The 25,977-nt window shown below is 63.2% G+C and carries 29 protein-coding genes; 14 read left to right on the top strand and 15 right to left on the bottom strand.

The annotated features are described in order from the left end of the window. Window positions 1-14 precede the first annotated feature (14 nt). The 5 genes from clpX to OOT43_RS04615 all read left to right on the top strand — a co-directional run bounded on the left by clpX (window position 15) and on the right by OOT43_RS04615 (window position 5,070). Window positions 15-1,322, top strand: coding sequence for an ATP-dependent Clp protease ATP-binding subunit ClpX (clpX, locus tag OOT43_RS04635; protein WP_266023570.1), 1,308 nt, complete (start codon window positions 15-17; stop codon window positions 1,320-1,322). Between the two features lie 57 nt (window positions 1,323-1,379). Next, window positions 1,380-2,225: an NAD(+)--dinitrogen-reductase ADP-D-ribosyltransferase gene (locus OOT43_RS04630; RefSeq protein ID WP_266023568.1), complete on the top strand. Its 846-nt coding sequence runs from the start codon at window positions 1,380-1,382 to the stop codon at window positions 2,223-2,225. Between the two features lie 78 nt (window positions 2,226-2,303). Further along, on the top strand, window positions 2,304-2,822 hold the full coding sequence (locus OOT43_RS04625; RefSeq protein ID WP_266023567.1) for a hypothetical protein: 519 nt from the start codon (window positions 2,304-2,306) through the stop codon (window positions 2,820-2,822). A 169-nt stretch (window positions 2,823-2,991) separates the two neighbouring features. Continuing rightward, complete coding sequence (locus OOT43_RS04620; protein WP_266023565.1) at window positions 2,992-4,317, top strand: lytic transglycosylase domain-containing protein; 1,326 nt, start codon at window positions 2,992-2,994, stop codon at window positions 4,315-4,317. A 99-nt stretch (window positions 4,318-4,416) separates the two neighbouring features. After that, window positions 4,417-5,070 carry a DUF2231 domain-containing protein gene (locus tag OOT43_RS04615; RefSeq protein ID WP_266023563.1) on the top strand — a complete coding sequence of 218 codons (654 nt, stop codon included), beginning with the start codon at window positions 4,417-4,419 and terminating at the stop codon, window positions 5,068-5,070. Between the two features lie 4 nt (window positions 5,071-5,074). On the opposite strand, the gene OOT43_RS04610 is transcribed toward OOT43_RS04615, so the two are convergent. Then, window positions 5,075-5,974, bottom strand: a complete 900-nt coding sequence (locus OOT43_RS04610) for a DMT family transporter (protein ID WP_266023561.1) — start codon at window positions 5,972-5,974, stop codon at window positions 5,075-5,077. A 138-nt stretch (window positions 5,975-6,112) separates the two neighbouring features. Here OOT43_RS04610 and OOT43_RS04605 point away from each other — a divergent pair, with 138 nt between their 5' ends. Next, the gene (locus tag OOT43_RS04605) at window positions 6,113-6,523 is read left to right on the top strand and encodes a hypothetical protein (protein ID WP_266023559.1); all 411 of its coding nucleotides are present in this window, start codon (window positions 6,113-6,115) and stop codon (window positions 6,521-6,523) included. Window positions 6,524-6,530: 7 nt separating this feature from the next. Here OOT43_RS04605 and OOT43_RS04600 read toward each other — a convergent pair whose 3' ends face one another. The 11 genes from OOT43_RS04600 to trhP all read right to left on the bottom strand — a co-directional run bounded on the left by OOT43_RS04600 (window position 6,531) and on the right by trhP (window position 14,820). Continuing rightward, window positions 6,531-7,400: a carbon-nitrogen hydrolase family protein gene (locus OOT43_RS04600; protein WP_266023557.1), complete on the bottom strand. Its 870-nt coding sequence runs from the start codon at window positions 7,398-7,400 to the stop codon at window positions 6,531-6,533. Continuing rightward, the gene (locus OOT43_RS04595; RefSeq protein WP_266023555.1) at window positions 7,397-8,008 is read right to left on the bottom strand and encodes a GNAT family N-acetyltransferase; all 612 of its coding nucleotides are present in this window, start codon (window positions 8,006-8,008) and stop codon (window positions 7,397-7,399) included. The genes OOT43_RS04600 and OOT43_RS04595 overlap by 4 nt, the downstream gene beginning before the upstream one ends. Window positions 8,009-8,013: 5 nt before the next feature. Further along, window positions 8,014-8,424, bottom strand: a complete 411-nt coding sequence (locus tag OOT43_RS04590; RefSeq protein WP_266023553.1) for a ketosteroid isomerase-related protein — start codon at window positions 8,422-8,424, stop codon at window positions 8,014-8,016. A gap of 142 nt (window positions 8,425-8,566) precedes the next feature. Then, window positions 8,567-9,106 (bottom strand): OmpA/MotB family protein, encoded by a 540-nt coding sequence (locus OOT43_RS04585; protein WP_266023551.1) that lies wholly within the window; start codon window positions 9,104-9,106, stop codon window positions 8,567-8,569. A gap of 40 nt (window positions 9,107-9,146) precedes the next feature. Next, the gene (gene xseA, locus OOT43_RS04580; protein ID WP_266023549.1) at window positions 9,147-10,550 is read right to left on the bottom strand and encodes an exodeoxyribonuclease VII large subunit; all 1,404 of its coding nucleotides are present in this window, start codon (window positions 10,548-10,550) and stop codon (window positions 9,147-9,149) included. Between the two features lie 8 nt (window positions 10,551-10,558). Then, window positions 10,559-10,984 carry an RNA-binding S4 domain-containing protein gene (locus OOT43_RS04575; protein WP_266023547.1) on the bottom strand — a complete coding sequence of 142 codons (426 nt, stop codon included), beginning with the start codon at window positions 10,982-10,984 and terminating at the stop codon, window positions 10,559-10,561. A 4-nt stretch (window positions 10,985-10,988) separates the two neighbouring features. Then, window positions 10,989-11,351: a rhodanese-like domain-containing protein gene (locus tag OOT43_RS04570; protein WP_266023545.1), complete on the bottom strand. Its 363-nt coding sequence runs from the start codon at window positions 11,349-11,351 to the stop codon at window positions 10,989-10,991. A 38-nt stretch (window positions 11,352-11,389) separates the two neighbouring features. Beyond that, entirely contained in the window at window positions 11,390-12,331 is a 942-nt protein-coding gene (ispH, locus tag OOT43_RS04565) for a 4-hydroxy-3-methylbut-2-enyl diphosphate reductase (RefSeq protein ID WP_266023543.1), read from the bottom strand. 23 nt (window positions 12,332-12,354) lie between these two features. Then, window positions 12,355-12,963 (bottom strand): cob(I)yrinic acid a,c-diamide adenosyltransferase, encoded by a 609-nt coding sequence (locus tag OOT43_RS04560; RefSeq protein WP_266023541.1) that lies wholly within the window; start codon window positions 12,961-12,963, stop codon window positions 12,355-12,357. Further along, window positions 12,963-13,448, bottom strand: coding sequence for a ribonuclease E activity regulator RraA (gene rraA / locus OOT43_RS04555; protein ID WP_266023539.1), 486 nt, complete (start codon window positions 13,446-13,448; stop codon window positions 12,963-12,965). Before rraA ends, OOT43_RS04560 begins: the two co-directional genes overlap by 1 nt. A 31-nt stretch (window positions 13,449-13,479) precedes the next feature. After that, window positions 13,480-14,820: a prephenate-dependent tRNA uridine(34) hydroxylase TrhP gene (trhP, locus tag OOT43_RS04550; protein WP_266023538.1), complete on the bottom strand. Its 1,341-nt coding sequence runs from the start codon at window positions 14,818-14,820 to the stop codon at window positions 13,480-13,482. A 141-nt stretch (window positions 14,821-14,961) separates the two neighbouring features. Here trhP and OOT43_RS04545 point away from each other — a divergent pair, with 141 nt between their 5' ends. Both OOT43_RS04545 and OOT43_RS04540 read left to right on the top strand, forming a co-directional pair. Continuing rightward, complete coding sequence (locus OOT43_RS04545; RefSeq protein WP_266023537.1) at window positions 14,962-15,624, top strand: response regulator; 663 nt, start codon at window positions 14,962-14,964, stop codon at window positions 15,622-15,624. Next, complete coding sequence (locus OOT43_RS04540) at window positions 15,621-16,949, top strand: ATP-binding protein (RefSeq protein ID WP_266023536.1); 1,329 nt, start codon at window positions 15,621-15,623, stop codon at window positions 16,947-16,949. Before OOT43_RS04545 ends, OOT43_RS04540 begins: the two co-directional genes overlap by 4 nt. Here the strand turns inward: OOT43_RS04540 and OOT43_RS04535 are convergent. Further along, window positions 16,938-18,752: a hydrogenase maturation protein gene (locus tag OOT43_RS04535; protein ID WP_266023535.1), complete on the bottom strand. Its 1,815-nt coding sequence runs from the start codon at window positions 18,750-18,752 to the stop codon at window positions 16,938-16,940. The two genes, OOT43_RS04540 and OOT43_RS04535, sit on opposite strands and share 12 nt — an antisense overlap. Window positions 18,753-18,863: 111 nt before the next feature. Beyond that, window positions 18,864-19,952 carry a GlxA family transcriptional regulator gene (locus OOT43_RS04530; protein WP_266023534.1) on the bottom strand — a complete coding sequence of 363 codons (1,089 nt, stop codon included), beginning with the start codon at window positions 19,950-19,952 and terminating at the stop codon, window positions 18,864-18,866. A gap of 370 nt (window positions 19,953-20,322) precedes the next feature. On the opposite strand from OOT43_RS04530, the gene OOT43_RS04525 reads away from it, so the two are divergent. From OOT43_RS04525 to OOT43_RS04500, 6 genes are all read left to right on the top strand, one after another. Beyond that, a complete protein-coding gene (locus tag OOT43_RS04525; RefSeq protein ID WP_266023533.1) occupies window positions 20,323-20,979 on the top strand; it encodes a CerR family C-terminal domain-containing protein in 657 nt (218 codons plus the stop codon). Next, a complete protein-coding gene (locus tag OOT43_RS04520; protein WP_266023531.1) occupies window positions 20,976-22,136 on the top strand; it encodes an ABC transporter permease in 1,161 nt (386 codons plus the stop codon). Before OOT43_RS04525 ends, OOT43_RS04520 begins: the two co-directional genes overlap by 4 nt. Window positions 22,137-22,143: 7 nt before the next feature. Beyond that, window positions 22,144-22,851 (top strand): ABC transporter ATP-binding protein, encoded by a 708-nt coding sequence (locus OOT43_RS04515; protein WP_266023529.1) that lies wholly within the window; start codon window positions 22,144-22,146, stop codon window positions 22,849-22,851. A 29-nt stretch (window positions 22,852-22,880) separates the two neighbouring features. Next, entirely contained in the window at window positions 22,881-23,861 is a 981-nt protein-coding gene (locus OOT43_RS04510; RefSeq protein WP_266023528.1) for an efflux RND transporter periplasmic adaptor subunit, read from the top strand. A gap of 75 nt (window positions 23,862-23,936) precedes the next feature. Continuing rightward, window positions 23,937-24,119, top strand: a complete 183-nt coding sequence (locus tag OOT43_RS04505; protein ID WP_266023527.1) for a glutathione S-transferase family protein — start codon at window positions 23,937-23,939, stop codon at window positions 24,117-24,119. After that, on the top strand, window positions 24,116-25,036 hold the full coding sequence (locus OOT43_RS04500; protein WP_266023526.1) for an EamA family transporter: 921 nt from the start codon (window positions 24,116-24,118) through the stop codon (window positions 25,034-25,036). The genes OOT43_RS04505 and OOT43_RS04500 overlap by 4 nt, the downstream gene beginning before the upstream one ends. A gap of 68 nt (window positions 25,037-25,104) precedes the next feature. On the opposite strand, the gene OOT43_RS04495 is transcribed toward OOT43_RS04500, so the two are convergent. After that, window positions 25,105-25,761 (bottom strand): pyridoxamine 5'-phosphate oxidase family protein, encoded by a 657-nt coding sequence (locus OOT43_RS04495; RefSeq protein WP_266023525.1) that lies wholly within the window; start codon window positions 25,759-25,761, stop codon window positions 25,105-25,107. Window positions 25,762-25,977: the final 216 nt, after the last annotated feature.

Raw genomic sequence — 25,977 nt, 5'->3', positions numbered from 1 at the left:
TTGAGGAGGACGGCATGAGCAGCGACACGCCGGGAAAGACCCAGCACTGTTCCTTTTGCGGCATCGAACAAGGTAGAGACACCCCGCTCATCGCGGGCATCGAGGGCCAGATCTGCGAAGCCTGCGTACGGCTGGCCGAACAGGTCGTGACCAACTGGGGCCGCAAACGCTCGATGGCGGAGCTGCACGGCAACGTCCCCAAGCCGGAGGACATCAAACGCCATCTCGACCAGTACGTGATCGGCCAGGAGCTGTCCAAGGAAATCCTGTCCGTCGCCGTCTATAACCACTACAAGCGCCTCCGCCACGAGAGCCGCGAGATTCTTGGGCTGGCCGGGGACGATGCCGAGGTCCAGGTCGGCAAGTCCAACATCCTGATGATCGGGCCGACCGGCACCGGCAAGACCCTGCTGGCCAGCACCCTGGCGCGCATCGTCGGTGTGCCCTTCGTGGTGGCCGATGCGACCACGCTCACCCAGGCCGGCTATGTCGGGGACGACGTCGAGAACATCCTGGTCCGTCTGCTGGAGGCTGCCGACGGCAGCGTCGAACGGGCCGAGTGGGGCATCGTCTACATCGACGAAGTCGACAAGCTGGCGAAGAGCCCGGAAATGGCTATCAACACCCGCGACATTTCCGGCGAGGGCGTGCAGCAGGCGCTGCTTCGCTTCGTCGAGGGCAGCCAGGTGAAAGTGGCGGCCCGCGGCAGGCGGCGCGAAGGGAGCGGAGGCGGGGACGAGGTCACGATCGACACCCGCAACATCCTGTTCATCGCGGGCGGCGCGTTTCCGGGACTGGAAAAGCACGTGGAGAAACGCATCGGCCCGCCGCGCGGCGAAATCGGCTTCCACGCTCCGATGCAGGACTCGAAGAAACCCCCGATGGAAGAATTGCTCGCCGAGATTCAGCCGGAGGACCTGCGCAAATTCGGACTCATCCCCGAATTCATCGGCCGCCTGCCGGTCATCGCCCCGCTGGAGCCGCTGGACGAGGAGGCTTTCGTCCGCATTCTCACCGAGCCCCGCGATGCTTTGGTACGGCAGTACCAGAAGCTGTTCGCCTACGAAGGCGTCGAACTGGTCTTCACCGAGACCGCGATCCGCCGCATCGCCGCGCGCACCATCGAGCGCGACACCGGCGCGCGCGGCCTGCGCAGCATCATCGAACACATCCTCCGGCGGCCTATGTTCGAGATTCCCTCCCAATCCGATGTACGCCAGTGCATCGTGGATGACGACACGGTGGAGGGAAAAGCGCCCGCTACATTGGTCAGAGCCAATGAGGATCAAACCGGGGCGCGGCTCGTGGTGGGCGAAGTCTGATTTTTAGCGGCGCCTTGGGGCGTGTATACGCCCATTCCGGTGATACCCTAGGGCGCCATGGCCGGCCCGCATTCTCCACCCGAAAGTCAGCGCTCGCACAACGTTGCCCTCGCAGGGCACAGCACCAATCTCGTCGGGATCCCAACTGGACTTCTCGCCAGCCCGGACTTCAACCAGCATCCCCTGCCGCTGCGCATCCACGGTACACGCGAGGCCAACAGCAGTCTGTTTGCCAGGCTGAGCGGCTGCGAAAGTCTTCATGAGGCGGGGGACGTCTTCCAGGATTATATGAGCGTGGTGTTCGGTTTCGAGGAGGAGCAGCGCCGCGGTGAAGACAGGCAGGGACGGCGACGGTTCCGGGGCAGTTACCTGCGCCTGCTGCAGGACTGGGGCTTCGATTCCAACAATCCGCAAGGGGCGGTGTTGAAGGGTTGGGTCGAGAGCCGCTTCGGCTTGTTCCCCACTTTCCACAAGCAGCCGCTGACCGGATTCGCTGCCCCTGCCTGGATGGGCTACGTCGAAGAGAAAATGGCGACCCGCTTCCACAACAACTGTATCTATTTGCAGCTCGACCTGCTTTTCGAGTTTTGCCAATGGGTGATCGCGCGCTTCAAGACGCCGTCGCGCCGTCACATCAGGCTGTACCGCGGGGTCGACAACGTCGGCGAATTCTGCACCCTGGGCTCCGGCAACGGACGGGAAATCCTGGTGCGCCTCAACAATATCGTCTCGTTCTCCAGCGACCGAACGCATGCGGGGCAGTTCGGCGCCTATATCCTCGAAACCGAAGTGCCGGTCGTGAAGCTCCTGTTCTTCAACGACCTGCTGCCGTGCCATCCCTTGCGTGGAGAGGCCGAGTATCTGGTGATAGGCGGGAATTACCGGGTAAGGCTCACGGTATGACACAGATAACCCTGTGCATTTGGATTACGGCTGGCCTATGATAGAAGAAACCTCACGACGCCGGGAGCAGCTCTTTTCATGAACAATCCCTTTGGTTCAGCAGCAATGGCGCTTGCTCTCCTATTTACCGGCATCGATACCTATGCCGCAAAAGAGCCGGCGCCCTCGCCCGCCCCGGCGGCGCAGCTTGCCGAACAGGACGAACTGGCGCTGTTCCGGGCCAGTATCCGGATGGAGAAGCGCGAATTCGTTGCCGATGCGATGGACCTGGACGAGGCTCAAGGCAAGAAATTCTGGTCGATTTATCACCAGTATGAAGCGGACCTGATGAAACTGAACGAGAGTCGCTATGCGCTGATCAACGACTATGCGGCCAATTTCGAAACCATCAGCGAAGCCAAGGCTGACGAACTGGTGAGGGCGGCTCTGGATTTCCGTAAATCGCGGACGGCTTTGTTGGACAAATATTACCGCAAGCTGGCGAAGGCTCTTTCAAAAAAGATCGGCGCCCGCTTTCTCCAGGTTGAAAACGTTCTGCAGGGCGCGGAAGACGTGGAAATCGGCGCATCGTTGCCGTTGATGCCTAAATCGCGCTAGGGAAGCGCTAGGGAATAGGGGCGGCCGGCGAAGCATCACCACGGCAGTTGTCGCTCCGAGGTAGCGGACTACAATAGAGCACCGATACAAGGCGACGGCTTCGGGCGATACCGGCAACGGTACATAACCGAAGGGGAGGGCGCCGGCTCATGCCAAGGGGGACACGCACATGGTCAAGCAATTCGCTCGAGGGTTCGTCTGCATCGTTCCGGCCTTGCTGCTGGTCGCGTGTTCCTCGCGCACCGTGGCACCGAGGAAGGATGCGCCGGCACAGGCCGTCCCTTCGGCCGAATCGGTGACATCCCAGGATCTCGATTTCATGCCGAGGAGCCGGCCACGGGCGGAGTACATGACTCGTTATTTCGGGGGACTGTTTCCGCGGTACCCCGCTCTTGAGCCCCAGGTCGCCTTCTGGCGCAATGTCTATGCGGAGTGGAGCCGGTCCCAGGTCGCCCTGCACGATGACCGTCACATGGGCTTGGTTTACGAGGTCGTCGATCTGCCGGGGGAGGCCGGTGGCGGTTTTACGCCCAGCCAGAAATCCCTGGTGCAGGCGCGGGTCGATTACTGGAAATACCGCTTGCGGAACCTGGAGGACAAGCTGGCATCAAGGGCGCCGCTGGACGCCGCCGACCAGCAGCTGGCCCGGCGGATCGGGGAGCAGGCGGACGTCCGGACGGCAATCCGGGGTGCTGCCGAGCGTCTCCGCTATCAGCGGGGCCTGCGGGAGCGTTTCAAGCGCGGCCTGGAAATCAGCGGGCGCTACGACGAGCATTTCCGCCGCATTTTCCGCAACGCCGGCCTGCCCGAGGAACTGGCTTTTCTGCCCCACGTCGAGTCCTCGTTCCAGGCCAATGCCAGATCCTCCGCGGGTGCGGTCGGCGTCTGGCAGTTCACCGCCGGGGCCGCCAAGACCTTCATGAACGGCCAGGACAGCGTTGCCGCGCGTCTGGACCCGATCGCGTCCGCCCATGGCGCGGCGCGCTATCTCAGCCATGCCTATGGCAAGCTCGGGAGCTGGCCGCTGGCCGTGACTTCCTATAATCACGGCATCGGCGGAATGCAGAAGGCGAAGAACACTTACGGACACAATTTCGAACGCATCGTCCAGGATTACGACCATCCGCTATTCGGCTTCGCCTCCCGTAATTACTATGCGGAGTTTCTGGCTGCGGCGGAGATCGCCAGCGATCCGGACCGGTTCTTCCCGGAAGGGGTGGATTACGAAAGTCCGCTGGATCACGCGCCCAGCCCGTTCAGCGTGGCGGGCGATTCTCCGGTGCGGCCTCATCGGCAGGTTTCGCACAAGGCACCCGCCAAACCCGCGAAGGGGAGCCACGTCCATTTCGCCAAGTTCTCCAAACCCTTGCACGGCAAGGCCGGACGCCCGCATGTGGCCGTGAGTATCCGCCACGCCGCAAAAGCCAAGACCGCGCGTCCTGCCGCCGCCTCGGGCAGGAGCGGAGACAAACTGCGTCTTGCGCGTTCACGCTGACACTTGGCGACAGCATTCGAGGGCGCGCCAGGGCCGGGGATGGCAAGTCCATCCCCGATCCTTTAGGATGCGGCGTCTAGACAAGACGCGGAGTGCATCATGGCATTTTTTGGCTGGCCGGTTTCGGGCGGCAGCGGGTTCCTCACACCTGCGGTACACGGTGCAGACGATGGGGCCGGGGCGGGCTGGGTCGGGTTGCTGGACAACGCGCTCGATTCGACCACGCGGTTTTTCGATGGCGGCGGAACGTTCGAGTTCTTGCCGGGCGTTTCCGCGCTCGCTCCGAACATCCATCCCCTCCTGGTGCATTTTCCGATCGCTTTCCTGAGCGCGTTTTTTCTGCTCGATCTGATTGCCGTGGCGTTGCGTAAGAACGAACTGCGTTTGGTCGCGAGCTGGATGCTGTACCTGGGAGCGCTGGGCGCGGTGTCGGCGGCGGCTGCGGGGCTGTTTGCGGCGGGTTTCGTTCCCCACGGCGAAGCAGTGCACGAGATCATGGAATGGCATAAGCGGCTGGGGTTGACGGTCACCAGTCTTTCCCTCGTCCTCTCCCTCTGGCGGCTGATTGCCCGCTACCGGTTCTCCGGCATGGCCAACGCCTTTCACCTCTTTCTGGCGGGTCTCATGGCAACGGCGATGTTTTTCGGCGCCGACCTGGGCGGATTGATGGTATACGAGCACGGGGTGGGCGTGAAAAACCTGCAGTCCGGGGAGGCTGCGCACCACCACGAACATGGCGGCGGCGAGCCCTAGCCGATCAGGTGCCGCGGGCGCTCAGGAACGGCAGCAGCACGCCGCAAAGCAGCACCAGGGCGCAGCCGGCCAGCGCCGTTCCATCGGGAACCTTGGCGAACCAAAGCCAGCCGAAGGCCAGATTGAACACCGGCGTGGCGTAGCTCACGGCGCCGACGAGGGCCGCAGGGGAGTCCTGATAGGCCCGTGTCATCAGGATCTGCGCGCCGCTCGCCGCCAAGCCGCAAACGAGGAGCAAGGCCCAGGCTTCCCCTTCCCGCGGCATAGTGAATCCCGAGAGTCCGAACCAGGCCAGATGCATCGGTATGGCAACCGCGCAGAAATAGAACACGACCGTGCCGGGCGGATTGCTGCGTCCGGCGCGGGCGACCATCAGATAGGCGAGGGCGCTGAGGAGCCCCGAGCCCAGTGCCATCAGCCTGCCCAGTTCATCGGAAGCGCCCGCGCGCGGCATCAGCAGCAGGTACAGGCCGGCCAGGGAACCGGCCAGCGCGGCCCAGATCCAGCCGCTGTTCCTCTGCGCGAGCACTTTCGGGCCGAGCAAGGCCACGAACACCCCGCTGCTGGCACCGAGAAAGGCCGCCTCTCCCGGTCCGATCCGCTGAATCGAGATGAAGGAAAGAATCAGAGCCAGCGAGCCGAACAAGCCGCGCAGCCACAGGGACAGACGCATGTCGCCCAGCAGGGACGGCACCTGCGAGCGGACGAACGCAGGAAGGAGGAGAACGGCGAGGTTGACGATGATCCGGAAAAAACTGACCGTCATTGCCGGCAGTTCGGGATGCCTCACCCCGAGTGCGTATACCGAGACACTCATCACGGAAAACAGGAGGGAGGCGAACAGCATGGCCCAAAGCCCCCGAATGCGCCGCGGCTCGGAGGAAAACAGCCGCAAGGTCAACATCGGCGAAACAAGCCTTCGCGGGCCGCGGATTGAATCCCGCGCGAATTAACACTATATTTCCGCGGGTTTTTTAATCGGGCCGATCCGATGGCCGCATCGCGTTTTTGACGACAGGACTCGACAAGAACAATACACATCATGATCGACAAGAGAAAACTGATCCGTTACGGGCTCCCAGCCATTTTCCTGATCTCGGCCGTTTTTGCGGGCGAGCTGATGCTCGAGGGGCTGATCGAATTCGCCGACCTGCTGCTCGAACTTTCCCAGCATGCCCTGACCACCTTCTATTCGAAGGTGTTCGAGCTCGATCATCTGGAGGCCCAGCACAAAGCGGCCTGGACCAGCATGATCACTTTCATCATCGTGCTGATCCTGGCCGTCCGGAAACTGGCGCCGAAAGTCGCCCTCAAAATCGAGGAAGGAAAGGCCCGGTTCAGGAACCGGCGCGAAGCAATCGGGACCTGGTGGCGCAGCCTGGGCTGGTTCAAGAAAACCGCGTACGTGAGCGGCGGCGTGGCAGTGCTGGCCGGTCTCGCAATGATCCTTTGATTTTCGCCTACCTGACCAGATCGAACTGGGCCGGCCAGTCGCGGTAGTTGAAGACCTGGCCGGTTTCGCGGACGCGGGCGATGGAGCCGAGGTCGATTTCGGCATAGACCCATTGCGGGCGGTTCAGCTCGCCGATCGCCAGGATGCCGTTGTCGGGATAGCCGTAATCCACCGGCGTATAGACCGCCGCCGCGCCGACGTTGACATCCACCGCCTCGGACCAGGGCGCCAATCCCACGGTCGGCGACTGCACGACGTAGCACTGGTTTTCCAGCGCCCGCGCCTGGCAGCCGATGCGGACCCGGTGATAGCCGGCTACGGTATCGGTGCAGCTCGGCACCAGGATCAGGTTCGCGCCCATTTCCACCTGTCGGCGGGCGATCATGGGGAATTCGCTGTCGTAGCAGATGTTGATGCCGATCCGGCCGAACTCGGTGTCGAAAGTGCGGATTTCCGTGCCCGGCGAGATCAGCCACTGTTCGTTCTCGAACCGGGTCATCTGCAGCTTATCCTGGAATTCCGGCCTGCCGTCCGGGCGGAACAGAAAGGCGCGGTTGCGGTAGCTGCCGTCCGGCTGCCGCACCGGGAAGGAGCCGGCCAGGATGTAGATGCCATGTTGCTCCGCCAGATCGGCATAGAGCATCATGAAATCGGGCAGAACCGTTTGCATTTCCGCCAATTGGCCGGACAGACTGCGGTAGACCGCCTCCGGGAACAGCGAGGCCAGTTCCATGCTGAAGTATTCCGGGAACACCAGCATCTGCGCGCCGTTGCCGGCGGCCTCTCCTACCCAGCGCCCGGTTTTTTCCTGGTAGGCGGACCAGTCGCCGAGGAAGCCGATGTCGTACTGGGCAGCGGCGATGAACAGCGGCTTCATCGGGCGGAATCCTTCAGCGGCTTGAGCCAGAACACCATGGGCTTCTCCGTCTCCTCGGACTGATCGACGTCCTTCCAGGCATAGCTGGTGACGAGTTCGGGGTGCTTGACGTAGCCGAACCGGCTCCAGATGGCATCGAGCGGCACGTAGTCGGCGGGCCTCAAGGGATGACTCTCCGGCCGCTGCACGCAGCAGAAGCTGCAATAGTCGAACCTTCCCAGGCGGCTGGCATGGCCCTCGCGGCCTTCGAAGAACTGCTTGTAGATGCCCCGGCCGCGGTAGTCCTTCAGGAGCACCGATTCGGCGCAGTAGAAGATCCTGGCCGGATCGTAGCCGTGCTCGAGGAAGGGGCGTTTGAATTCCGGCGTTTCGTCCTCCATCGGCAGGCCCGTGGAGGCGCCGATGGCGCGTTCGCCGTCCAGTGCCAGTACCACCACGCTCTCCGGCGACTCCACGTAAGTCTGCAGATAGCGTTCCTCGTACTCCGTGGTGCCGTCGTACAGATAGGGAAAGTCTCGGAATACTTCGATGCGCAAGCGCGCGAGGTCGGGAATGTATTTCCCGATTTCGGGCCCCGACAGGACCTTGACGGTGATCGCCTCGCTCATGGCGCCTAAGCCTTTTCGACCTGCTCGATCCAGTCCTGCAGGTTGTAGTAGTTGGTGATGCGGGCGACCTTGCCGTCGCGGATGTCGAAGAATGCGCCGGCCGGCAGGCGGTATTTCTGGCCCTTGGCGGGCGGCAGGCCTTCGTCGGTCACCAGGTACTCGCCGAGCACCACGAATTCGGCGGCGGCACGGCTGCCGTCTTCGTTGGTCATGATGGCCATGTCGACCAGCTGTTCCTTGTAATTGCGGTTCATCCGGTCCATGAAGGCGCGGAAAGCGTCCTTGCCGATTTCGCGGGAGCCCTGGTTGATGTCGTGGATCACGTCGTCGGTGAGGAGGCCCAGAAAGGTCTCCATATCGCCTGCGTTGAAGGCGGCGTAATAGTTTTCGATGAGAGCTTTGGCGTTCTGATGCATGGCGCTGAAATTCCGGATGCTGGGTAAGGAGTTTCCGGAGCACTCAGTGCGGCGCGTCCCCGGAATTCAAAAGGCCGTAATTTTAATGATGGGGCCCCAGGCCTGTCGAGACCGAGTGACAGGCTTGGGCCGGCAGACCGGATTATTGCTTGTAGATCGGCACGAGATCGATGTCGATGCGGCGGTTCTGGGCTTTTCCTTCCGCGGTCGCGTTCGAAGCCACCGGCTGGTACTCGCCGTGTCCGGCGGCTGTCATGCGCGATGGATCGACGCCTTTGGATTGGAGATACTTGACCACTTCGGCGGCTCGGCCGGCGGATAGCTCCCAATTGCTGGAGAAGCGGTGGGCCAGATGTTTGCCGATCGGCACGTTGTCGGTATGGCCTTCGACTTCGATGCGGTGATTGGTGGCGCTCTGCAGCGTAGACACGATCTTGTCGATCGATGCCTTGCCTTCCTTGCTGATCTGGTATCCGCCTTCGGGGAACAGCAACTCGTCTTCCATGGTGACGCGGAGACGGTCCTGCAACTGCTGGATCTTGACCTCGTCGGCTTCCACTTCCGTCCGCAGCTGTTCGTTGAGCTGTCTTTCGTAGCCGACATCGCGGTCGTAAGTGCTTTGCATCACGCATCCGCTCAGCACCCCGGCGGTGAGTACGGTCGTCGCGAATTTTCTTACCATGGTTTGCTCCTTCCTTATTGGCGGTTGGTTGACGAGCGCCTTAACGGCCTCGCCGGGATTGTCCAGGAAAAGCCGGCGGACCGCCAGATTCGGCCTTTTCCACGCGGCTGAGAAGCGAACCCTCCGCCAGGCGGGTGTAAAGAATCTCTCCGGGCTGAATATCTTCCCAGGAGTGGACAACGGCGTTGTCGGCCGCCCGCAGGGCGATCGAATAGCCCCGAGCCAGGGTCGCTAGCGGGCTCACCGTGTCCAGCCGCTGGCCCAGCGCTGCGAGCCGTTCGCTTCGGCGTTCCAGCAGGAGCGAGGCCGAGCGCCGCAGGCGGGAATCCAGCGTACCGAGCTTCTCGGTAAGGCGTTTCACCCGCTGGATGGGATCGTGGCGGACGAGCCGCAGCTCCAGGGCTTGCAGTCTCTGGCGCTGGAGATTCAAACGGACGGCGGCATGTCGCGCCAGCCGGTGCTGCAGCTCCGCCAGGCGCTGTGCCTGGCGCCCCAGCCGCTGCTTGGGATGGCATTGCTGCAGCCGGCGTTCGACGAAATCGAGCCGCTGCTGGACCCGTTCCAGCCGTCCGAGGAAACTCCGGCCGAGTTGGGATTCGAGGCGCTGCAGGCGATTGCCGAGGTCGATCCGGTCGGGTGTGACGGATTCGGCGGCCGCGGAAGGCGTAGGCGCGCGCAGGTCGGCGGCGAAGTCGGCGATGGTGAAGTCCACTTCGTGGCCGATCCCGGTCACCACCGGCGTTCGGCAGGCCGCGATGGCCCGTGCCAGGCTTTCGTCGTTGAAGGCCCAGAGGTCTTCCAGCGAGCCGCCGCCGCGCGCCAACAGCAGGACGTCGCACCAGCCGGCCGCATCGGCCCGCTGCAAGGCACGGACGAGTTCCGCCGGCGCCTCGCTGCCCTGGACCTTGGCGGGAAATACGATGACCGAAGCCGCCGGGTAGCGCCTGGCCAGCACGGTGAGGATGTCGCGGATCGCGGCACCCGTGGGCGAGGTGACGACGCCGATGCAGGCGGGGAAGCGGGGGACGGGCTTCTTGCGGGCCGGATCGAACAGTCCTTCGGCGTCCAGGCGCTTCTTCAAGGCCTCGAACGCGCGCTGGAGCGCGCCGTCGCCGGCCTCCTCCAGCAGATCCACGATCAACTGATAATCGCCGCGGGGCTCGTACAGTCCGACCTGGGCGCGGGCCAGGACGTGATCGCCGTTGGCGGGCTTGAAGCCGAGCAGGCGTCCGGACCCGCGGAACATGGCGCAGCGGACTTGGGCTTCGGCGTCCTTCAGGGTGAAATACAGGTGGCCCGAGGCCGGTGTGGCCAGGTTGGACACTTCTCCCTCCACCCAGACCGTGCCGAAATGGCTGGACAGGGTGATGCGGGCTTCGCGGTTGAGGCGCGATACGGTATAGACGATTTCGGGCCGGGAATCCGGAGCGGAGCGCAGGTTCACGCTGGCTTTCAGTCCAGGGATTGCTTGAAGCGATGGATCAGGCGCCGGTCCTTCTTTGACGGGCGGTGTGCGGATTCGTCCGCGAATTGCCGCTCATCCCGTCTGCGGGCGGCCTCGGCCTCGCGCCGTGTCTGGCTCTCGGGGGTTTCGCGATAGAGCAGCACCGCTTCCCTGGCGGGCCGCCGCTGGGTATTCAGGGCTTCGACGACGACTTCCCAGGCATCCTGTTCGCGGGTGATTTCCAGCCGTGCGCCGACGCCGATTTCCTTGCCGGGCTTGGCCCGCTGGCCGTTCAGATGGACCTTGCCGCCGTTGATGGCCTCGATGGCGAGCTGCCGGGTCTTGAAGAAACGGGCGGCCCAGAGCCATTTGTCCAGCCTGACCTTCTCTCCATCTTCCTCGAAAGGGGAGGGACGCGCGCCCGGTCCTGCCATGCGGTCAGCTCGAAACCGGCAGACCGCCCTCGCTCCAGGCCTTGAAACCGCCCGCCATGCTGACGGTCCCGCTCCAGCCGAGCTGTTGCAGGATATCGGCGGCCAGTGCTGAACGGAGGCCGCTCTGGCAGTACACGATGATGCCGGCGTCCTTTTTTCCCTGGAATATGGGATGGGTCTCGATGCGGAATTCCACCACGCCGCGCGGAATGTTGACGGCGCCGGGCAGGTGCCCGGCCGCGTACTCTTCGGGCTCGCGGACGTCAAGAATCAAGGTATCGCCGAGCGCTGCCTGAACCTCGCTCGTGCCGACTTCACGAATCCGCTGTTTTGCAGCGGCCACCAGATCCATGGGGGTGAGGGCCATGGTCACTTCTCCTTAGCAGAACGTTGAAATTTGCCGTCTCAGGCGCTGAGCCGGCGCAGTTCCTTGGGCAGGGAAAACACGACCTTTTCCTCGATGCCCCGGGTTTCGGTAGCGGTGCGCCCGCCCCATTCCTTGAGCTGGGCGATGACCTGCTGCACCAGGATCTCGGGGGCCGAGGCGCCGGCGGTGACGCCGATGCGTTCGGCGCCGGCGACCATGTCGCGGGTCAACTGGCCGGCATTGTCGATCAGGAAGGCCTTGCGGCCCAGCTTGTCGGCGATTTCGCGCAGGCGGTTGGAGTTGGAGCTGTTGGGCGATCCGACCACCAGGATGGTGTCGCACTGGGCCGCCAGCTTCTTTACGGCATCCTGGCGGTTCTGGGTCGCATAGCAGATGTCGTCCTTGCGTGGCCCCAGTATCTTGGGGAAGCGCGCTTTCAGCGCTTCCACCACGGCGCCGGTGTCGTCGATGGAAAGCGTGGTCTGGGTTACGTAGGCCACATTGTCCGGATTCTTCACCTGAAGCTGCTCGACGTCCTCCGGCGATTCCACCAGATAGATGCCGCCGGCGGGGTTGTCGTACTGTCCCATGGTGCCTTCCACCTCCGGATGTCCGGCGTGGCCGATGAAGACGATCTCGCGGCCCTCGTTGGCGTGCTGGTGCACTTCGATATGGACCTTGGTGACCAGCGGACAGGTGGCGTCGAAAACCTGAAGGCCGCGCTGCCTGGCTTCTTCCTGGATCTGTTTGGAGACGCCGTGGGCACTGAAGATGACCGTCGAATTTTCCGGCACTTCGGACAGTTCCTCGACGAACACCGCGCCGCGATCCCGAAGCCCATCCACCACGTAGCGGTTGTGGACGACTTCGTGGCGGACGTAGATCGGTGCCCCGAACACTTCGATGGCGCGGTCGACGATTTCGATGGCACGGTCGACGCCGGCGCAGAAGCCGCGGGGATTGGCGAGGATGATTTCCATGGGTTTGTTACCAGGTTAATTTCTTACTTGGGAGGTGGGGCATTGTGGCATGGCGATACCTCGGAATCAACGCGAGGCAGCGGCGGTTCGCGGTCCCGGCGCCAGATCGGCTCGTGATGGCCGCCCATGCGGGCCAGCGTCCGGGCCACCACGAAAAGGAAGTCCGACAGCCGGTTCAGATAGGCCAGCGATTCCGGGTTGACGGACTCGGCGCGATCCAGCGCCACCAGCCGCCGTTCCGCCCGGCGGCAGACCGTCCGTGCGACGTGGCAATAGGATGCCGGCAGGCTCCCGCCGGGCAGGACGAAGTCCTTGAGCGGCGGCAACTGCCCGTTGAAATGGTTCAGCCAGGCTTCCAGCCATTCGGTCTGCCGGGCCTGCATCAGGGTTTGGCCGGGCAGACTCAATTCGCCGCCCAGATCGAACAGGGTTTGCTGGACCTCGGCCAGACAGGCGCGGAGTTCCTCCGAGGTCGCCTGGGTCAGCACCACGCCGAGTGTGCTGTTCAGCTCGTCGACCGCACCGCAGGCTTCGATGCGCAGGCTGTCCTTGCCGGTGCGGCCGCCGTCGCCGAGGCCGGTGGTGCCGCCGTCGCCGGTTCGGGTGTAGATTCGGGTCAGGCGATTTCCCATCAGATCAGCTTCTCCTCGGAGACGACGATACCGTCTTCGTCCGCATAAAGGTAATGGTCGCTGCGGAAGTTCACGCTGGCGAAAGTGATGAGGCAATCCCGGTCGCCGCCACCGCGCTTGTGGCTCTTGAGCGGATGGGTGTGGAGCGCTCGGATGCCGATGGGCAGCGCACCGAGCTCCACGGAGTCCCGCACGCAACCGTACACGATGATCCCTCGCCAGCCATTGTCGGCAGCGAGCCGCGCGAGGTTTGCGCCCAGCAGCGCGCAGCGGTGGGAGGCGCCGCCGTCAACGACCAGCACGCGGCCTTCGACCTTTTGTTCCAGCGTTTCGCGGAGCAGGACGTTGTCTTCGAACACCTTGAGGGTGGTGATCGGTCCGTGGAAGCGCGGGACTGCGCCGAAGGCGCGGAAGGCCGGCTCCGCGATCTGCAGCGGGTGGCTTGGGAAAAACCGGTCGCAGAGATCGGCGGTGGTGAAATCCATGGTGCGAACTCCAGTATCGGGCAGATCGGTATTACAGGTAACGGGACAGCAGGGCGGTATCGCCGCAGGGTTCCGGCAGAGGGATTCGCACTTCCCAGCCGCCGCCGGGCGCCTCCTGCATGGCGTTGCCCTCGGAGTCTTCCATGCCGGACAGGACAAAATCGAGGTTGCCTTCCGGCCGGATCAGTTCCAGCCGGTCGCCTACGCCGAACTTGTTCTTGACCAGCACCTCGGCCACCCCGGCATCGAACCCGGCGACTTCGGCGACGAACTGCTGTCGGCGGCTTTCCGAATAGCCCCGCACATAGTTCTGGTAATCCTGGGTATGGTGGCGCTGGTAGAACCCGTCCGTGTAGCCGCGTTGCGCCAGGTTTTCCAGCACTCCCAAGAGGTTCCAGTCGAATTTACGGCCGCCCAGCGCGTCGTCGATGGCCCGCCGGTAGACCTGGGCGGTACGGGCCACGTAATAATAAGACTTGGTGCGTCCCTCGATCTTCAGGCTGTCGACGCCGATGTCCACCAGCCGCTGCACGTGCTCGACCGCGCGCAGATCCTTCGAATTCATGATGTAGGTGCCGTGTTCGTCCTCCAGGACCGGCATCAGTTCGCCGGGGCGGTTTTCTTCCTCGAGGAAATAGACCTCGTCGGCCAGGGGGTGGCGTTCCGCACCGCCGCAGTCGGCGAAGTTGCCGTTGAGGTCGGCAAGGTTCAAGCGCAAGGCGCCCGGGACATAATCTCCTTCCGCGTTCTCCTGTGCCGGGGCGACGTCGTATTTCCAGCGGCAGGCGTTGGTGCAGGTGCCCTGGTTGGGGTCGCGGTGATTGAAATAGCCGGACAACAGGCAGCGGCCGGAGTAGGCGATGCAAAGCGCGCCGTGGACGAAGACTTCGAGTTCCATGTCCGGGCAGTGCTGGCGGATTTCGGCGATCTCGTCGAGCGAGAGCTCGCGCGAGAGGATGATCCGCGAGATGCCGACCGATTGCCAGAATTTCACTGCGGCGAAGTTCATGGTGTTGGCCTGCACCGACAGATGGACCGGCATCTCCGGCCAGGCCTCGCGCGCCATCAGGATCAGGCCGGGGTCAGCCATGATCAGCGCATCCGGCCCCATTTCGATCACCGGCGCCATGTCCTTGAGGAAAGTCTTGATCTTCGCGTTATGGGGCAGCACGTTGGCCGCGAGATAGAATTTCTTGCCCAGCCGATGCGCCTCGGCGATTCCCAACGCCAGGTTTTTCTCCAGGAAATCGTTGTTGCGGACCCGCAGCGAATAGCGCGGCTGGCCGGCATAGACCGCGTCGGCGCCGTAGGCGAAGGCGTAACGCAGGTTTTTCAGGGTGCCGGCAGGGGAGAGCAGTTCGACGGAGCGCATGGGGGAGCGGAAACATCTAAGGAATGGCGTAGCTTCCCGCACTATACCAGAACCCGGCCGCGGCGTTGACCGGCGCCGCTTGACGCGGCTGCCGCCAAGGCCTATTCATTGCCGCCAACATTCACGATCACGATTCGCCGCATGCGCATACTGCTGGTTGAAGACGACGCCATGATTGGCAAGGGCGTCCAGCTCGGGCTGAAGCGGGAGGGCTACGCGGTCGACTGGGTGCGGGACGGCGTCGCCGCGGAACTGGCGCTTGCGACTGCCGTGCACGAGTTGCTGATCCTGGATCTCGGCATCCCGCGCAAATCCGGCTTGGAAGTGCTCAAGGCGCTCCGGGCGGGGCGGAATCCTATACCAGCCTTGATCATCACGGCGCGCGATTCGGTCGCGGACCGGGTCGCGGGGCTGGACTCGGGTGCCGACGACTACCTGGTCAAGCCGTTCGAGTTGGAAGAGCTCTCCGCCCGTGTACGCGCCCTCGCGCGGCGCAGAGGCGGACGGCCGACGCCGCTGATCGAGCATGAAGGACTCAAGGTGAATCCGATGACCCGGGAAGTGTGGCTGAACGAGGCGCCGGTCCAGCTTTCGGTGCGCGAATATGCCCTGCTCACCGCTCTGCTCGAACATCCGGGCATGCCCTTGTCGCGGGCTCAGCTCGAAGAGCGTATCTATGGCTGGGGCGAAGAGGTGGAGAGCAATACGATCGAGGTTTACGTCCATTCGCTTCGCCGCAAGCTCGGCGCTGAGCGGATCATCAACGTGCGCGGCGTCGGCTATCTCATGCCGAGGCAGTCATGAGATCGATCCGGCGACGGCTGATCGCGGCGCTGCTCGCGACCATCGCCGGGGCAGTCGGCGCCGGAGCCTACGCGACTTATTCTGCGGCTAGGTTTGAGGTGGACGCCCTGCTGGATTATCAACTGCGCCAATTCGCACTCTCGCTCGGCGATCAAGCCTATCCGCCTCCCGTACGCCAGGACCGCGATGATCTGGACTTCGTCATCCAGGTCTGGAGTCCGGAAGGCGTTCAGCTCTATTTCTCCCATCCGCACCGCTCGTTGCCGGGTCTCGTCGGCAATGGCTACGCTACCGTCGAAACCCGCGAGGGCGCCTGGCGGGTGTTCGCATTACCCCTGGGCCGGCAGGTGATCCAGGTCGCGCAACCCATGCGCGTGCGCAACAAGCTGGCGCTGCAAGCCGCGTCCCGGGTGCTGGCGCCGTTCGTGGTGCTGTTTCCGGTGTTGAGCTTGGCGATCTGGTTTATCGTGGGGCGGGGGCTGGCGCCGTTGCGGCGGCTGGCGCTGGCGGTCGCAGCGCGCACCCCGCAATCCCTGACGCCCCTGGCCGAAGCCCGAATACCCGACGAAGCGCTGCCATTGGTTCATTCCCTGAACGATCTGCTCACGCGCCTGTCGGAAGCACTGGCCGCGCAAAGGGCGTTCATCGCCGACGCGGCGCACGAGCTGCGCACCCCGATCGCCGCCATGCAGCTCCAGACGGATCTGGCCGAGCATGCAGGAACCGCGGACGAGCGCGCCGCGGCGATGGAGGACCTCAAGGCCGGCGTCCGGCGCGCGGCCCGCGCGGTACAGCAGCTCCTGACCCTGGCCCGCCAGGAGCCCGATGCCGTTTCGGTGCCGTTGACCCGCGTGGTGCTGGCGGACATCGCCCGGCAGGTGGTGGCGGAACACGCTGGCCTGGCCGCCCGGAAATCGATCGATTTCGGCTTTGCGGAAGTCGATGCCGATCTGAGCGTCACCGGCGATCCAGGCGCCTTGCATACCCTGCTGGCGAATCTGGTGGACAATGCCGTGCATTACACCCCGCAGGGTGGCGTCGTGGATGTCTCGGTGCGGCTGGGAGAGGCCGGCCGGCCCTGTCTCGAGGTCGCGGATACCGGCCCCGGCATTCCCGCCGACGAGCGCAGCCGCGTCTTCGACCGTTTCTATCGCGGCTTGGAAACCGCGGAAGCGGGGACGGGGCTGGGACTTGCGATCGTCCGCGCGATTGCCGACCGCCACGGTGCCACCGTCACGCTTGCCGACGGGGTGGAAACGGGGCTTTGCGTGCGAGTCGCCTTCCCCGCTCAGCGCCAGCAAGACACCGGCCCGTCAGGCGGTTGAGCGATACTCACCCCATCCGGTTGACGCTAATGCGCAACGGCTGGCGGATGTTCGCTTCGCCTCGTCGCAATGCTCGTTTCGGCAGGCGTCTTCCAGGGCGACGGAGCATTTCAGGTGTCCCGGCCGGGGTTGTTTACGCACGAATGCCGTCCGCGCCATATGATAACTTGGGTCGTCGCCCCAGAAGTTCCGGTGCATCCGGGCAAGCTCTTCGCGGCGATACTGGTCCAGCGGCTTGATTCTCTCATCCGCCTCGCGTTGTATCCGTTTGGAGTGAAGCAGGGCGGGAAAGCGTGCGCTGTCCGCGAGGTTCTCGGCGATGCGGATGATTTGATTCCGAAAACGCCCGAAGCTCCCGTTCCCCAAATCGTCCTGTATCACGATGTCATCGATGAGCCCGATGGCCTTTGCGTCGTGGACGCTGATCGGCAGGCACCGTTCGGTCAGTTGCTCCGCAAGGTCGGCGCCGACCCGCTTCGGCAGGGAGTAGGTCCAATACTCGGAACCGTACAGTCCGCCCATGCCTTTGTAGTGGGGATTCAGGACGATCCCCTCCCGTGCCAGCACCCTGTCCGCCCCCAGTGCCATCATCACGCCGCCGGCACCGGCGCTGCCGTACATCGCCGCGATCGTCAGATGGTCGGTCGAGGTCAGGAGGCTGTGCACGAAATCGTTCATTGCATTGATGTTCCGCCAGGACTCTTCGGCCGGATCCGCCGCGGCTTCGATCAGGTTAAGATGGATGCCGTTCGACCAGAAGTCTTGTCCGCCGAACAGCACGATCACCTTGGTTGGGCGCTGCCGCGCATAGCTCATCGCCAGTTCGAGGCGATGGCAGTGGTCGGTCCCCATCGCGCCGTTGTAGAAGCGGAAATTGACGTAGCCGACGTCGTTGCGTTCTTCGTACCAGATGTCGCGAAAGGTCGCTTCGCGGATTTCGGCATGGATCGGGACGGGTACCTCGGGCACGTCGGCAAGGTGGTCCGCCACCACCATCGCCGCAGGCAGCTTGAAATACGCGTCCGCATGATCGCCCTTGCGCTTCAAGTGGGAAATCCATACCGCTCCGTCGACGGCGGCCCGGCAGATCGCACCCTGTCTCTGCGCGATGATTTGTCCGGGCTTTCCGACCAGCGAGCCTTCCTCATGCGCGCCGTAGAGGTAAACCGGCATCCCGCCGATTTCATCCAGCACCCCCGGAGCGCCGTCCCCGGAGCGGATTTTCTTGACAATCTTGGCGACGGGATCGCATTGCCAGTCGATCTGCCGTTGCTCGGGTTTGACGAAGGGACGGTAACGGCCGCGGACTTCCGGCCGCGAATAATCCAGCGGGGCCGGCACGAACAGCCGGCTTTCGAAACGCCTGACCGCGACCAGCATGGCCCTGACCGCCGCACGGGTCACCTCATCCCGGTAGAGGCTGCTCTTGCTCGCCGCCCGCATTCTGAATTCGTAAGTTGCCCAGATCGGGCCGGAATCCATGTGCTCGGCGGCCTGAACCGCAGTCACGCCCCATTGCGTCTCCTCATTGAGGATTGCCCAGTCGAGCGAATTGCCGCCCCGGTCGCCGGCGATCCCTGGATGAAGGATGATGCACATGTGCTGTTCCCAAATGTCCCGCGGAATGACCTGGGCAAGCATCGGGCACAGCACCAAGTCGGCTGGAAACTGGCGAACCGCCTCCCGCATCGCTTCGGCCGTCGTCGCGACTCCCACGCTTACCCGATGGCCCAGGGCCTTGAGTTCGACATGCGCATGCTGGGTGAGGCTGTTGTAACTGCTTGAAAGCAAAAGAATGTTCACGGTGACATCCTCTGTTGATTTTGGTTTTCACAGCTCGACCGCGGGGGCGAGGACCGAAGCGGGGCAGTGGCTTGGCGAAGACCGCCGGGCGCACGTCTTGCCCGCCAAGCGCTAAAACGCATTCAGCGATGCCTTGAGAGCGGCGGCATAGCTTTCGGTCGCCATAGGTGCCGGTTGCGGACCCGGCGGGCCGAATCGTGCGCGATAGTCCTGTGGGCTGACGCCCAGATGGCGGATGAACGCTCTCCGCATGCGTTCGGCATCGCCGAAGCCCGAGATCCTGGCCACTGTCTCGATCAGATGATCGCTGATGCCCAAGAAATGGCGTGCGGCATCGACCCGCGCCTTCTCTACGAACTTGGCTGGGGTCATGCCGGTTTCCATTCGGAAGACTCTGGCGAAATTACGGGGACTCATCGCCATCCGTTCGGCCAGCACTTCGTTGCGAAGATCCTCTGCCGGATGCTCCACGATCCACATCTGCAGCGCGCGCAAGTCCGGATGAGTCGTAGCCTCGCTCACAAGATAGCCGCTGAACTGGGACTGGCCTCCCGGCCGCCTTAGAAACACCACCATGTACCGTGCGCCGAGCAATGCCATCTCCCGGCCCCAATCCTCCTCCACCAGCGACAGCGCCAAATCGATGCCCGAGGTGATGCCGCCCGAGGTGGCTATATGGCCCTCCCGCAAAAAGATCCGATCGGGTTCGACGCTAATGGATGGATAGTCGGCGGCCAGCCTGTCGCAGTAAGCCCAATGGGTCGTCGCCCTCAATCCATCCAGGAGCCCCGTTTTCGCAAGAAGAAAGGCACCGGTGCAGACCGAGACGAGCCGCCGGACCCGACCGGCCATGCCGCGGACCCAGGCCTGCAAATCCGGGTCGGCCAACACGGCGCTGACGTCCGGCGAACCCGGGATCAGCAAGGTATCGATGTCGTCCGTGAGATCGCCGTAGGCGGTATCGGCATGGATCTTGAGTCCGCACGAAGCGGTGACCAGCCCCGGTGCCTTCGCGAAAACCCGGGTGGGATAGGCGTTCTCGGAGACGGTGCCCGTCTGCTGCAATCCGAGATTGGCGAGCGCAAACACTTCCATCGGGCCGGTAAGATCCAGAACCTCCACGCCGTCGAATGCGACGACGCCGATAGGTCTCACTTTCGTTCCGGTTGCGCCGTCGTGGGATACAGGAGTCTGTGCCATCGGAAATTCCACCTTACTAAACCGATTTCGTCGCGTTTCCCCGCCAACAACGCGGAAGTCTTGGCGCCATCGCGCCGGTTGCATCCCGGAATTCGGACAACGAAGGAAGTAGTTGCATGGTCTTGCGCGTGAGCACATTGCGCAATGACATTCTTCCCTCGATTTCTGCCAAATAACGCGCAGCGGGTTCGGTGCATCGGAAATTCCAGCCCGGGCATGACGAAGCCCGCCCGGGAAGTCTGAAGTTCGGTTTGACAAGTCAGGGTGGCTACGCTGTTGTACAGCGCCTGAGAGACTATGCATGTCGGGTGTTTGACTTTGATCTATCGGTTTAGTATTTTTGATTAAAACATATGTTTGAATCATCTGGATGAATCCACCGAACACCCATCTTTTTCAGGACCCCACTCGTGAACGGCTGTTGCAAGCCGCGCTGGACGTGTTTGCCGAGAAGGGATTCCACGACGCCACGGTACGGGACATCTGTGCCAGGGCAGAGGTCAACGCGGCTTCCGTGAACTACCATTTCCGCAGCAAGGAGGCGCTGTATTCGGAAGTTCTCGCGGTCGCGTTCAGGGAAACTCACGAACGCTACCCCGACACGCTGGCCCGCGACCCGAGCTTGCCGCCCGAGATTCGGCTGCGCCAGTTCATCGCCAACTTCCTGGCCCGCATGCTGGACGAGACCCATCTCGGTCGCCACGGCAAGCTGATCGCCCGAGAGCTCGCCGACCCTACCGCCGCGCTTGATCAGGTCATCGAGACCGCTATGAAACCGGGTTGCACTCTTTTGCAAGGCATCATCGCCGAACTGGTCGGTCCCGGCGTCGGCGAGGCGGAGATGCACCGGCTGGGTTTGAGCATCGTCGGCCAGTGCCTGATGTACCGGCATTCACGCTCGCTGATCGACCGGCTTTGTCCGGAGATCATCGCCACGCCCGAGGAGATCGAGAAAACCGCCGAGCATATTGCCGGTTTCTCGATCGCCGCGCTCAGACATCTGTCCGCCGGGGAGGCCGGAACGTGAACTACATTGCCTTGAAGATGCTCATGGGCGACCGCGGCAAGTACCTCGGCATCGTCATGGGCCTGACCTTCGCGTCGCTGATCATGACCCAGCAGCCGGCCATCTTCGTCGGACTGATGATGCGCTCGTACAGCTTCGTCACCGACGTCGGCCTGCCCGACGTCTGGGTGATGGATTCCAAGGTACAGTTCGTCGACGACATCAAGCCGTTGCAGGACACCAAGCTGTTCCGGGTGCGCGGCGTCAGCGGGGTGGACTGGGCGACGCCCATGTACAAGGGACTCATCAAGGCGCGTTTGGCGGACGGGACGTTTCAGACCTGCAACGTCATCGGTCTGGACGATGCCACCCTCATCGGCGGGCCGCCGGTCATGCTGGAAGGCCGGCTGGAGGACCTGCGGCGGGCCGATTCGGTCATCGTCGACATCGACGGCGCCCGCGACAAGCTGGCCAAACCGCCGAAGGAACCGGGCGGCCAGCCGGTGCCGCTGAAGGTGGGCGACACCCTGGAGCTCAACGACCGCCGCGCCGTGGTGGTCGGCATTGCCAAGACGACCCGGACCTTCCAGTCCCAGCCGGTGGTGTATACGACCTACTCGCGGGCCACGCTGTACGCGCCCAGGGAACGGAAGCTCCTGTCCTTCGTGCTGGTCAAGGCCAAGCCGGGCCAGGACGTTCACGCTCTGACCCGCCGCATCCGCGAAACCACCGGGCTGGCGGCTTATACCCAGGCGGAATTCGAGGAGCTGACCGTCAATTACTTTCTCAAGAATACCGGCATCCCGATCAACTTCGGCATGTCGGTCACCCTGGGGTTCATCGTCGGCGCGGCCATCGCCGGCCAGACCTTCTACAACTTCACCCTGGAAAACATCCGCCAGTTCGGCGTGCTGAAAGCCATGGGTGCCGGCAACGGCACCCTGCTGGGCATGATCCTGCTGCAGGCGACCCTGGTGGGGGCGATCGGCTACGGGCTGGGGGTCGGCCTGACTTCGCTGTTCGGGTGGTCCATGCGCAACACCATTCTGGCTTTCAAATTTCCCTGGCAGTTGCTGGTGTTCAGCGGACTGGGGGTGACGCTGATCTGCGTGTTCGCGGCCCTCCTGAGCATTCGCAAGGTGATCAAGCTCGAGCCTGCCATCGTGTTCAAGGGCTGAGGCAATCATGAGCGCGTCGACATTGGCGGTGCAATGCCAAGGAGTCAGGAAGACCTACGACGGCAGCGGGCAGCAGGTCGTCGCATTGCGCGGCATCGACCTCGACATCCACGCCGGCGAGCTGATGATGCTGGTCGGCCCCTCCGGCTGCGGCAAGACCACCCTGATATCGGTGATTGCCGGCATCCTCGACCAGGACGAAGGGCGCTGCGAAGTCTTCGGTCACGACCTGCTGCACATGAAGGACAAGGACAAGCTCAGGTTCCGTGCCGCCAACATCGGCTTCGTATTCCAGGCCTACAACCTGCTGCCCAGTCTGACGGCGGCGGAAAACGTGTCGATTCCGATGATCCTCAACGGAGCCAAGCGGCAGCAGGCGAAGCGCCGTGCCGTGGAAGTGCTGGAACGGGTGGGGCTGGCCGACCGCTCCGAGTCCCTGCCTTCCCAGCTCTCCGGCGGCCAGCAGCAGCGTGTGGCTATCGCCAGGGCCCTGGTGCACGGACCGAAGCTGATCGTCTGCGACGAGCCTACGAGCGCGCTGGACCATGAAACCGGGCATCGCGTCATGGATTTGCTGAAACAGGTGGCGCTGGATCAGGACCGGGCGCTGGTGATCGTCACCCATGACGCCCGGATCTTCGAATTTGCCGACTGCATCGCGCAGATGGACGACGGGCTGGTGGTGAAAGTCACCCGTTCGTCCACCCCCTCTTGAAATTCCCGTCACATCATCGCGGAGACAGAATGTTACCCAAAGCCACCTTGCCGGTACTGGCCGTAGCCGGATTCCTGTTCGGGGTCTATTCGGTGGTCACCGGCAACCAGCTGCCGCCGGTCGCACCGGCCGTGGTCGAGCCCTCCCGGCCGCCATTCAAGTCATACATCGCCGGGGCGGGGATCGTCGAGGCCAGGAGCCGGAACATCGGCATCGGCACGCCATTGCCAGGACTGGTGAAGAGCGTCGAGGTCAAGGTCGGCGACCGGGTCGAGGCCGGCGCCGTCCTGTTCCGGCTGGACGACCGCGAGCCGCTGGCGGAGCTGGCGGTGCGCCGGGCCGATCTGGCCAAAGCCCAGGCGAGCGTGGTGGAAGCCGAGGCCTCGCTGACCGACGTGAACACCCTGCTGGCCCTGGCCGAAGCCGTCACCGACGAACGGGCCATCAGCGCCGAGGACATCAAGCGCCGCCGCAACGCCGTGTTGATCGCGAAAGCCCGGCTGGAAACGGCCCATGCGCAAGCCAGGCAGGCCGAGGCACAGCTGGCTTCGGTTCAGACCACCCTCGACCGGATGGTGGTGCGGGCGCCGCTGAATGGACAAGTCCTGCAGGTCAACGTACGCCTGGGCGAATACGCGACCGCCGGATTCCTCAACACGCCCCTGGTCATCATGGGCGACATGGACCGGCTCCACATCCGGGTCGACATCGACGAAAACGACGCCTGGCGCTTTCGCAAGGACGGCAAGGCCTACGGTTATCTGCGCGGCAACAGCCAGCTCGGTACCGAGCTGAAACTGGCTTACGTCGAGCCTTACATCGTGCCGAAGCGCTCCCTGACCGGCGACAGCACAGAGCGGGTGGATACCCGTGTGCTGCAGGTGCTCTACAGCTTCGATCCGGAAGTCCTCCCCGTGTATGTCGGTCAGCAGATGGACGTGTTCATCGAAGCGCCGGAATACACGGGCTCGACGCCGAATCCGCAAACCGGGGATGGGGCCGGCGGGTGAGGGAGGCCATAACTCATTGAGGTAAGCCCCCGGCTCTGCCGGGGGGTGATTTAACTCATGGCGTGTCTAGAGCAAATGCGAATCAGCATCCTTGACGCAATGTACCCGCCGGTGGTTTTGCGCTTTCATACTTATCAGATCGAGGCGGAGCCTGCGGTGCAGGAATACGTGGACACGGTGCTCGGCCATCCGGCCGTAGCGGAACGGATTGCGGCAGGCAAGGCGCAAGCCGCGGTTATTCAGGCATTCGAGAAATGAAGACGAGGATCTGGATTGCGTTGCTGGCGGTTTATCTGGTTTGGGGTTCGACCTACCTGGTGATCCGCTTTGCGGTGGAGACCCTACCGCCATTCCTGTCGGCGGGACTTCGCTTCCTCGTTTCGGGTCTGCTCCTGCTGGCGTGGCGATACCCAGCCGGCGATGCGCTGCCGACACTGAGTCAATGGCGGTCGGCCGCGATCGTCGGTACCCTGCTGTTGCTCGGCGGCAACGGCTTGGTCTGCTGGGCCGAGCAGACCGTTCCTTCGGGGGTAGCGGCGCTGATGATCGGCGCGGTGCCGATGTTCTTGGTTTTAGCCGATACCCTCAGGCCCAATGGCGTCAAACCGACGGGCCGCGTGCTCGCCGGCTTGGCCGTCGGTTTCTGTGGGATTTACCTGCTGGTCAGCCCTTCGGAGTTTTCCGACGGATTGCTGTTGAACGTATTCGGCGTAGCGGCACTTCTGCTTGCCGGTATGCTTTGGGCCATCGGCTCGGTCTACAGCAAGACTGCAGATCTGCCGAAGTCTGCCTTGATGACCACGGGGGCGGAAATGCTTGCCGGCGGTTTGTCCCTGATGCTCGCCAGCGGTCTCAGCGATGAATGGACGGGATTCAGCTTTGCCCAGGTCTCCACTCACTCCTGGCTGGCATTGGCGTATCTCATCGCCTTCGGTTCCATGGTAGGCTTCGCCTGCTATATCTGGCTGTTGCAGAATGCGCCCATCCCCCTGGTCGCGACCTATGCCTATGTGAATCCGCTGGTGGCGGTGTTTCTAGGCAACTGGTTCGCACAGGAGCCGCTGACGCCGCGCATCCTGGCCGCGTCGGCGATCATCATCGGGGCGGTGGTATTCATCAACTCGGCGCACCGATCTCGGGACCAACGAACTGCGGCGCTGGCCGCGAGCGAGTGATGGGCCTTCAATCGGAATTAGCTTAATCCACGAGTCGGCGGAACGCTCCGCAGGATTCTTAAGCCGCTTTAGCCTTCGCCCCGCATTACCATAGCGCCGTATTCTTCCGGTGTAATCGTTCCGCCCAGCTTTTCGGCAATACCCCTGTCACGTGCCGGCAAGGTATCCTGCAAGGCATCGATACGCTTCCATTGCGGCCCCGGCGTTTCACATCCGGCTTGCGGCGCGTATTTGGAAGTCGCCACACGCCGGTATGAGTGTATATAGCGCGGGCAATTGATGAAAACCTCGGTAACCTTCACCCGCACCACCATCTCGGCCTCGTGGAACGCCTGGAGCAGCGGGTCGTTGCGGTCTATGTTTGCTTCGCCGTGTACGCGTATGCGGTGCGGAATCTCAAAGTCGATGAACAGCATGCCGACCTTGCTGTTGGCGGTAATGTTACCCGTGGACAGGAACATGCCGTTGCCGTCGTAGCTCGGGAACGCAATGGTCTTGCCGTCCACCACGCGCACAAAACCCGGCAAGCCGCCCTTGTAAGAGCAGGTGGGGTAGCCGCGATGGTCTACGGTGGTAAGGAAAAACATATCCCGACTTTCGATGAAGCCCCGGTGCTCTTCGCTGATTTCCGGCTGGACGATGATGTCTTTGACCCTGCCCGCCATGCTGCCGGTATCGAAGGACTGTTGCAGGGCAAGATGCTGGCTGCCGTAAATTTCGCTCATGGAAACTCCAGGACAAGTAAAAAGGCTGCGCTAAACCAGCGCGATTTCCGTAATGGATCGATGCAGAACAGTATGCGCGGTTCCGTTTCTGTCCGCTGGCCTGAGGTGGCTGCCGTCGATGAAAAACCTCGGATCATTCTCGATGCCCAGGCCCTCGGCACGGGCCCAGAACAAGAACCCCCGGTTCTCGTGGTCGAAGCCTTAAAGCTCCAACTC

The organism is Methylococcus mesophilus (assembly GCF_026247885.1).
Lineage (GTDB): Bacteria > Pseudomonadota > Gammaproteobacteria > Methylococcales > Methylococcaceae > Methylococcus > Methylococcus mesophilus.
Note: the sequence above shows the minus strand (reverse complement) of the source record. Positions and strands in the feature narration are given on the sequence as shown.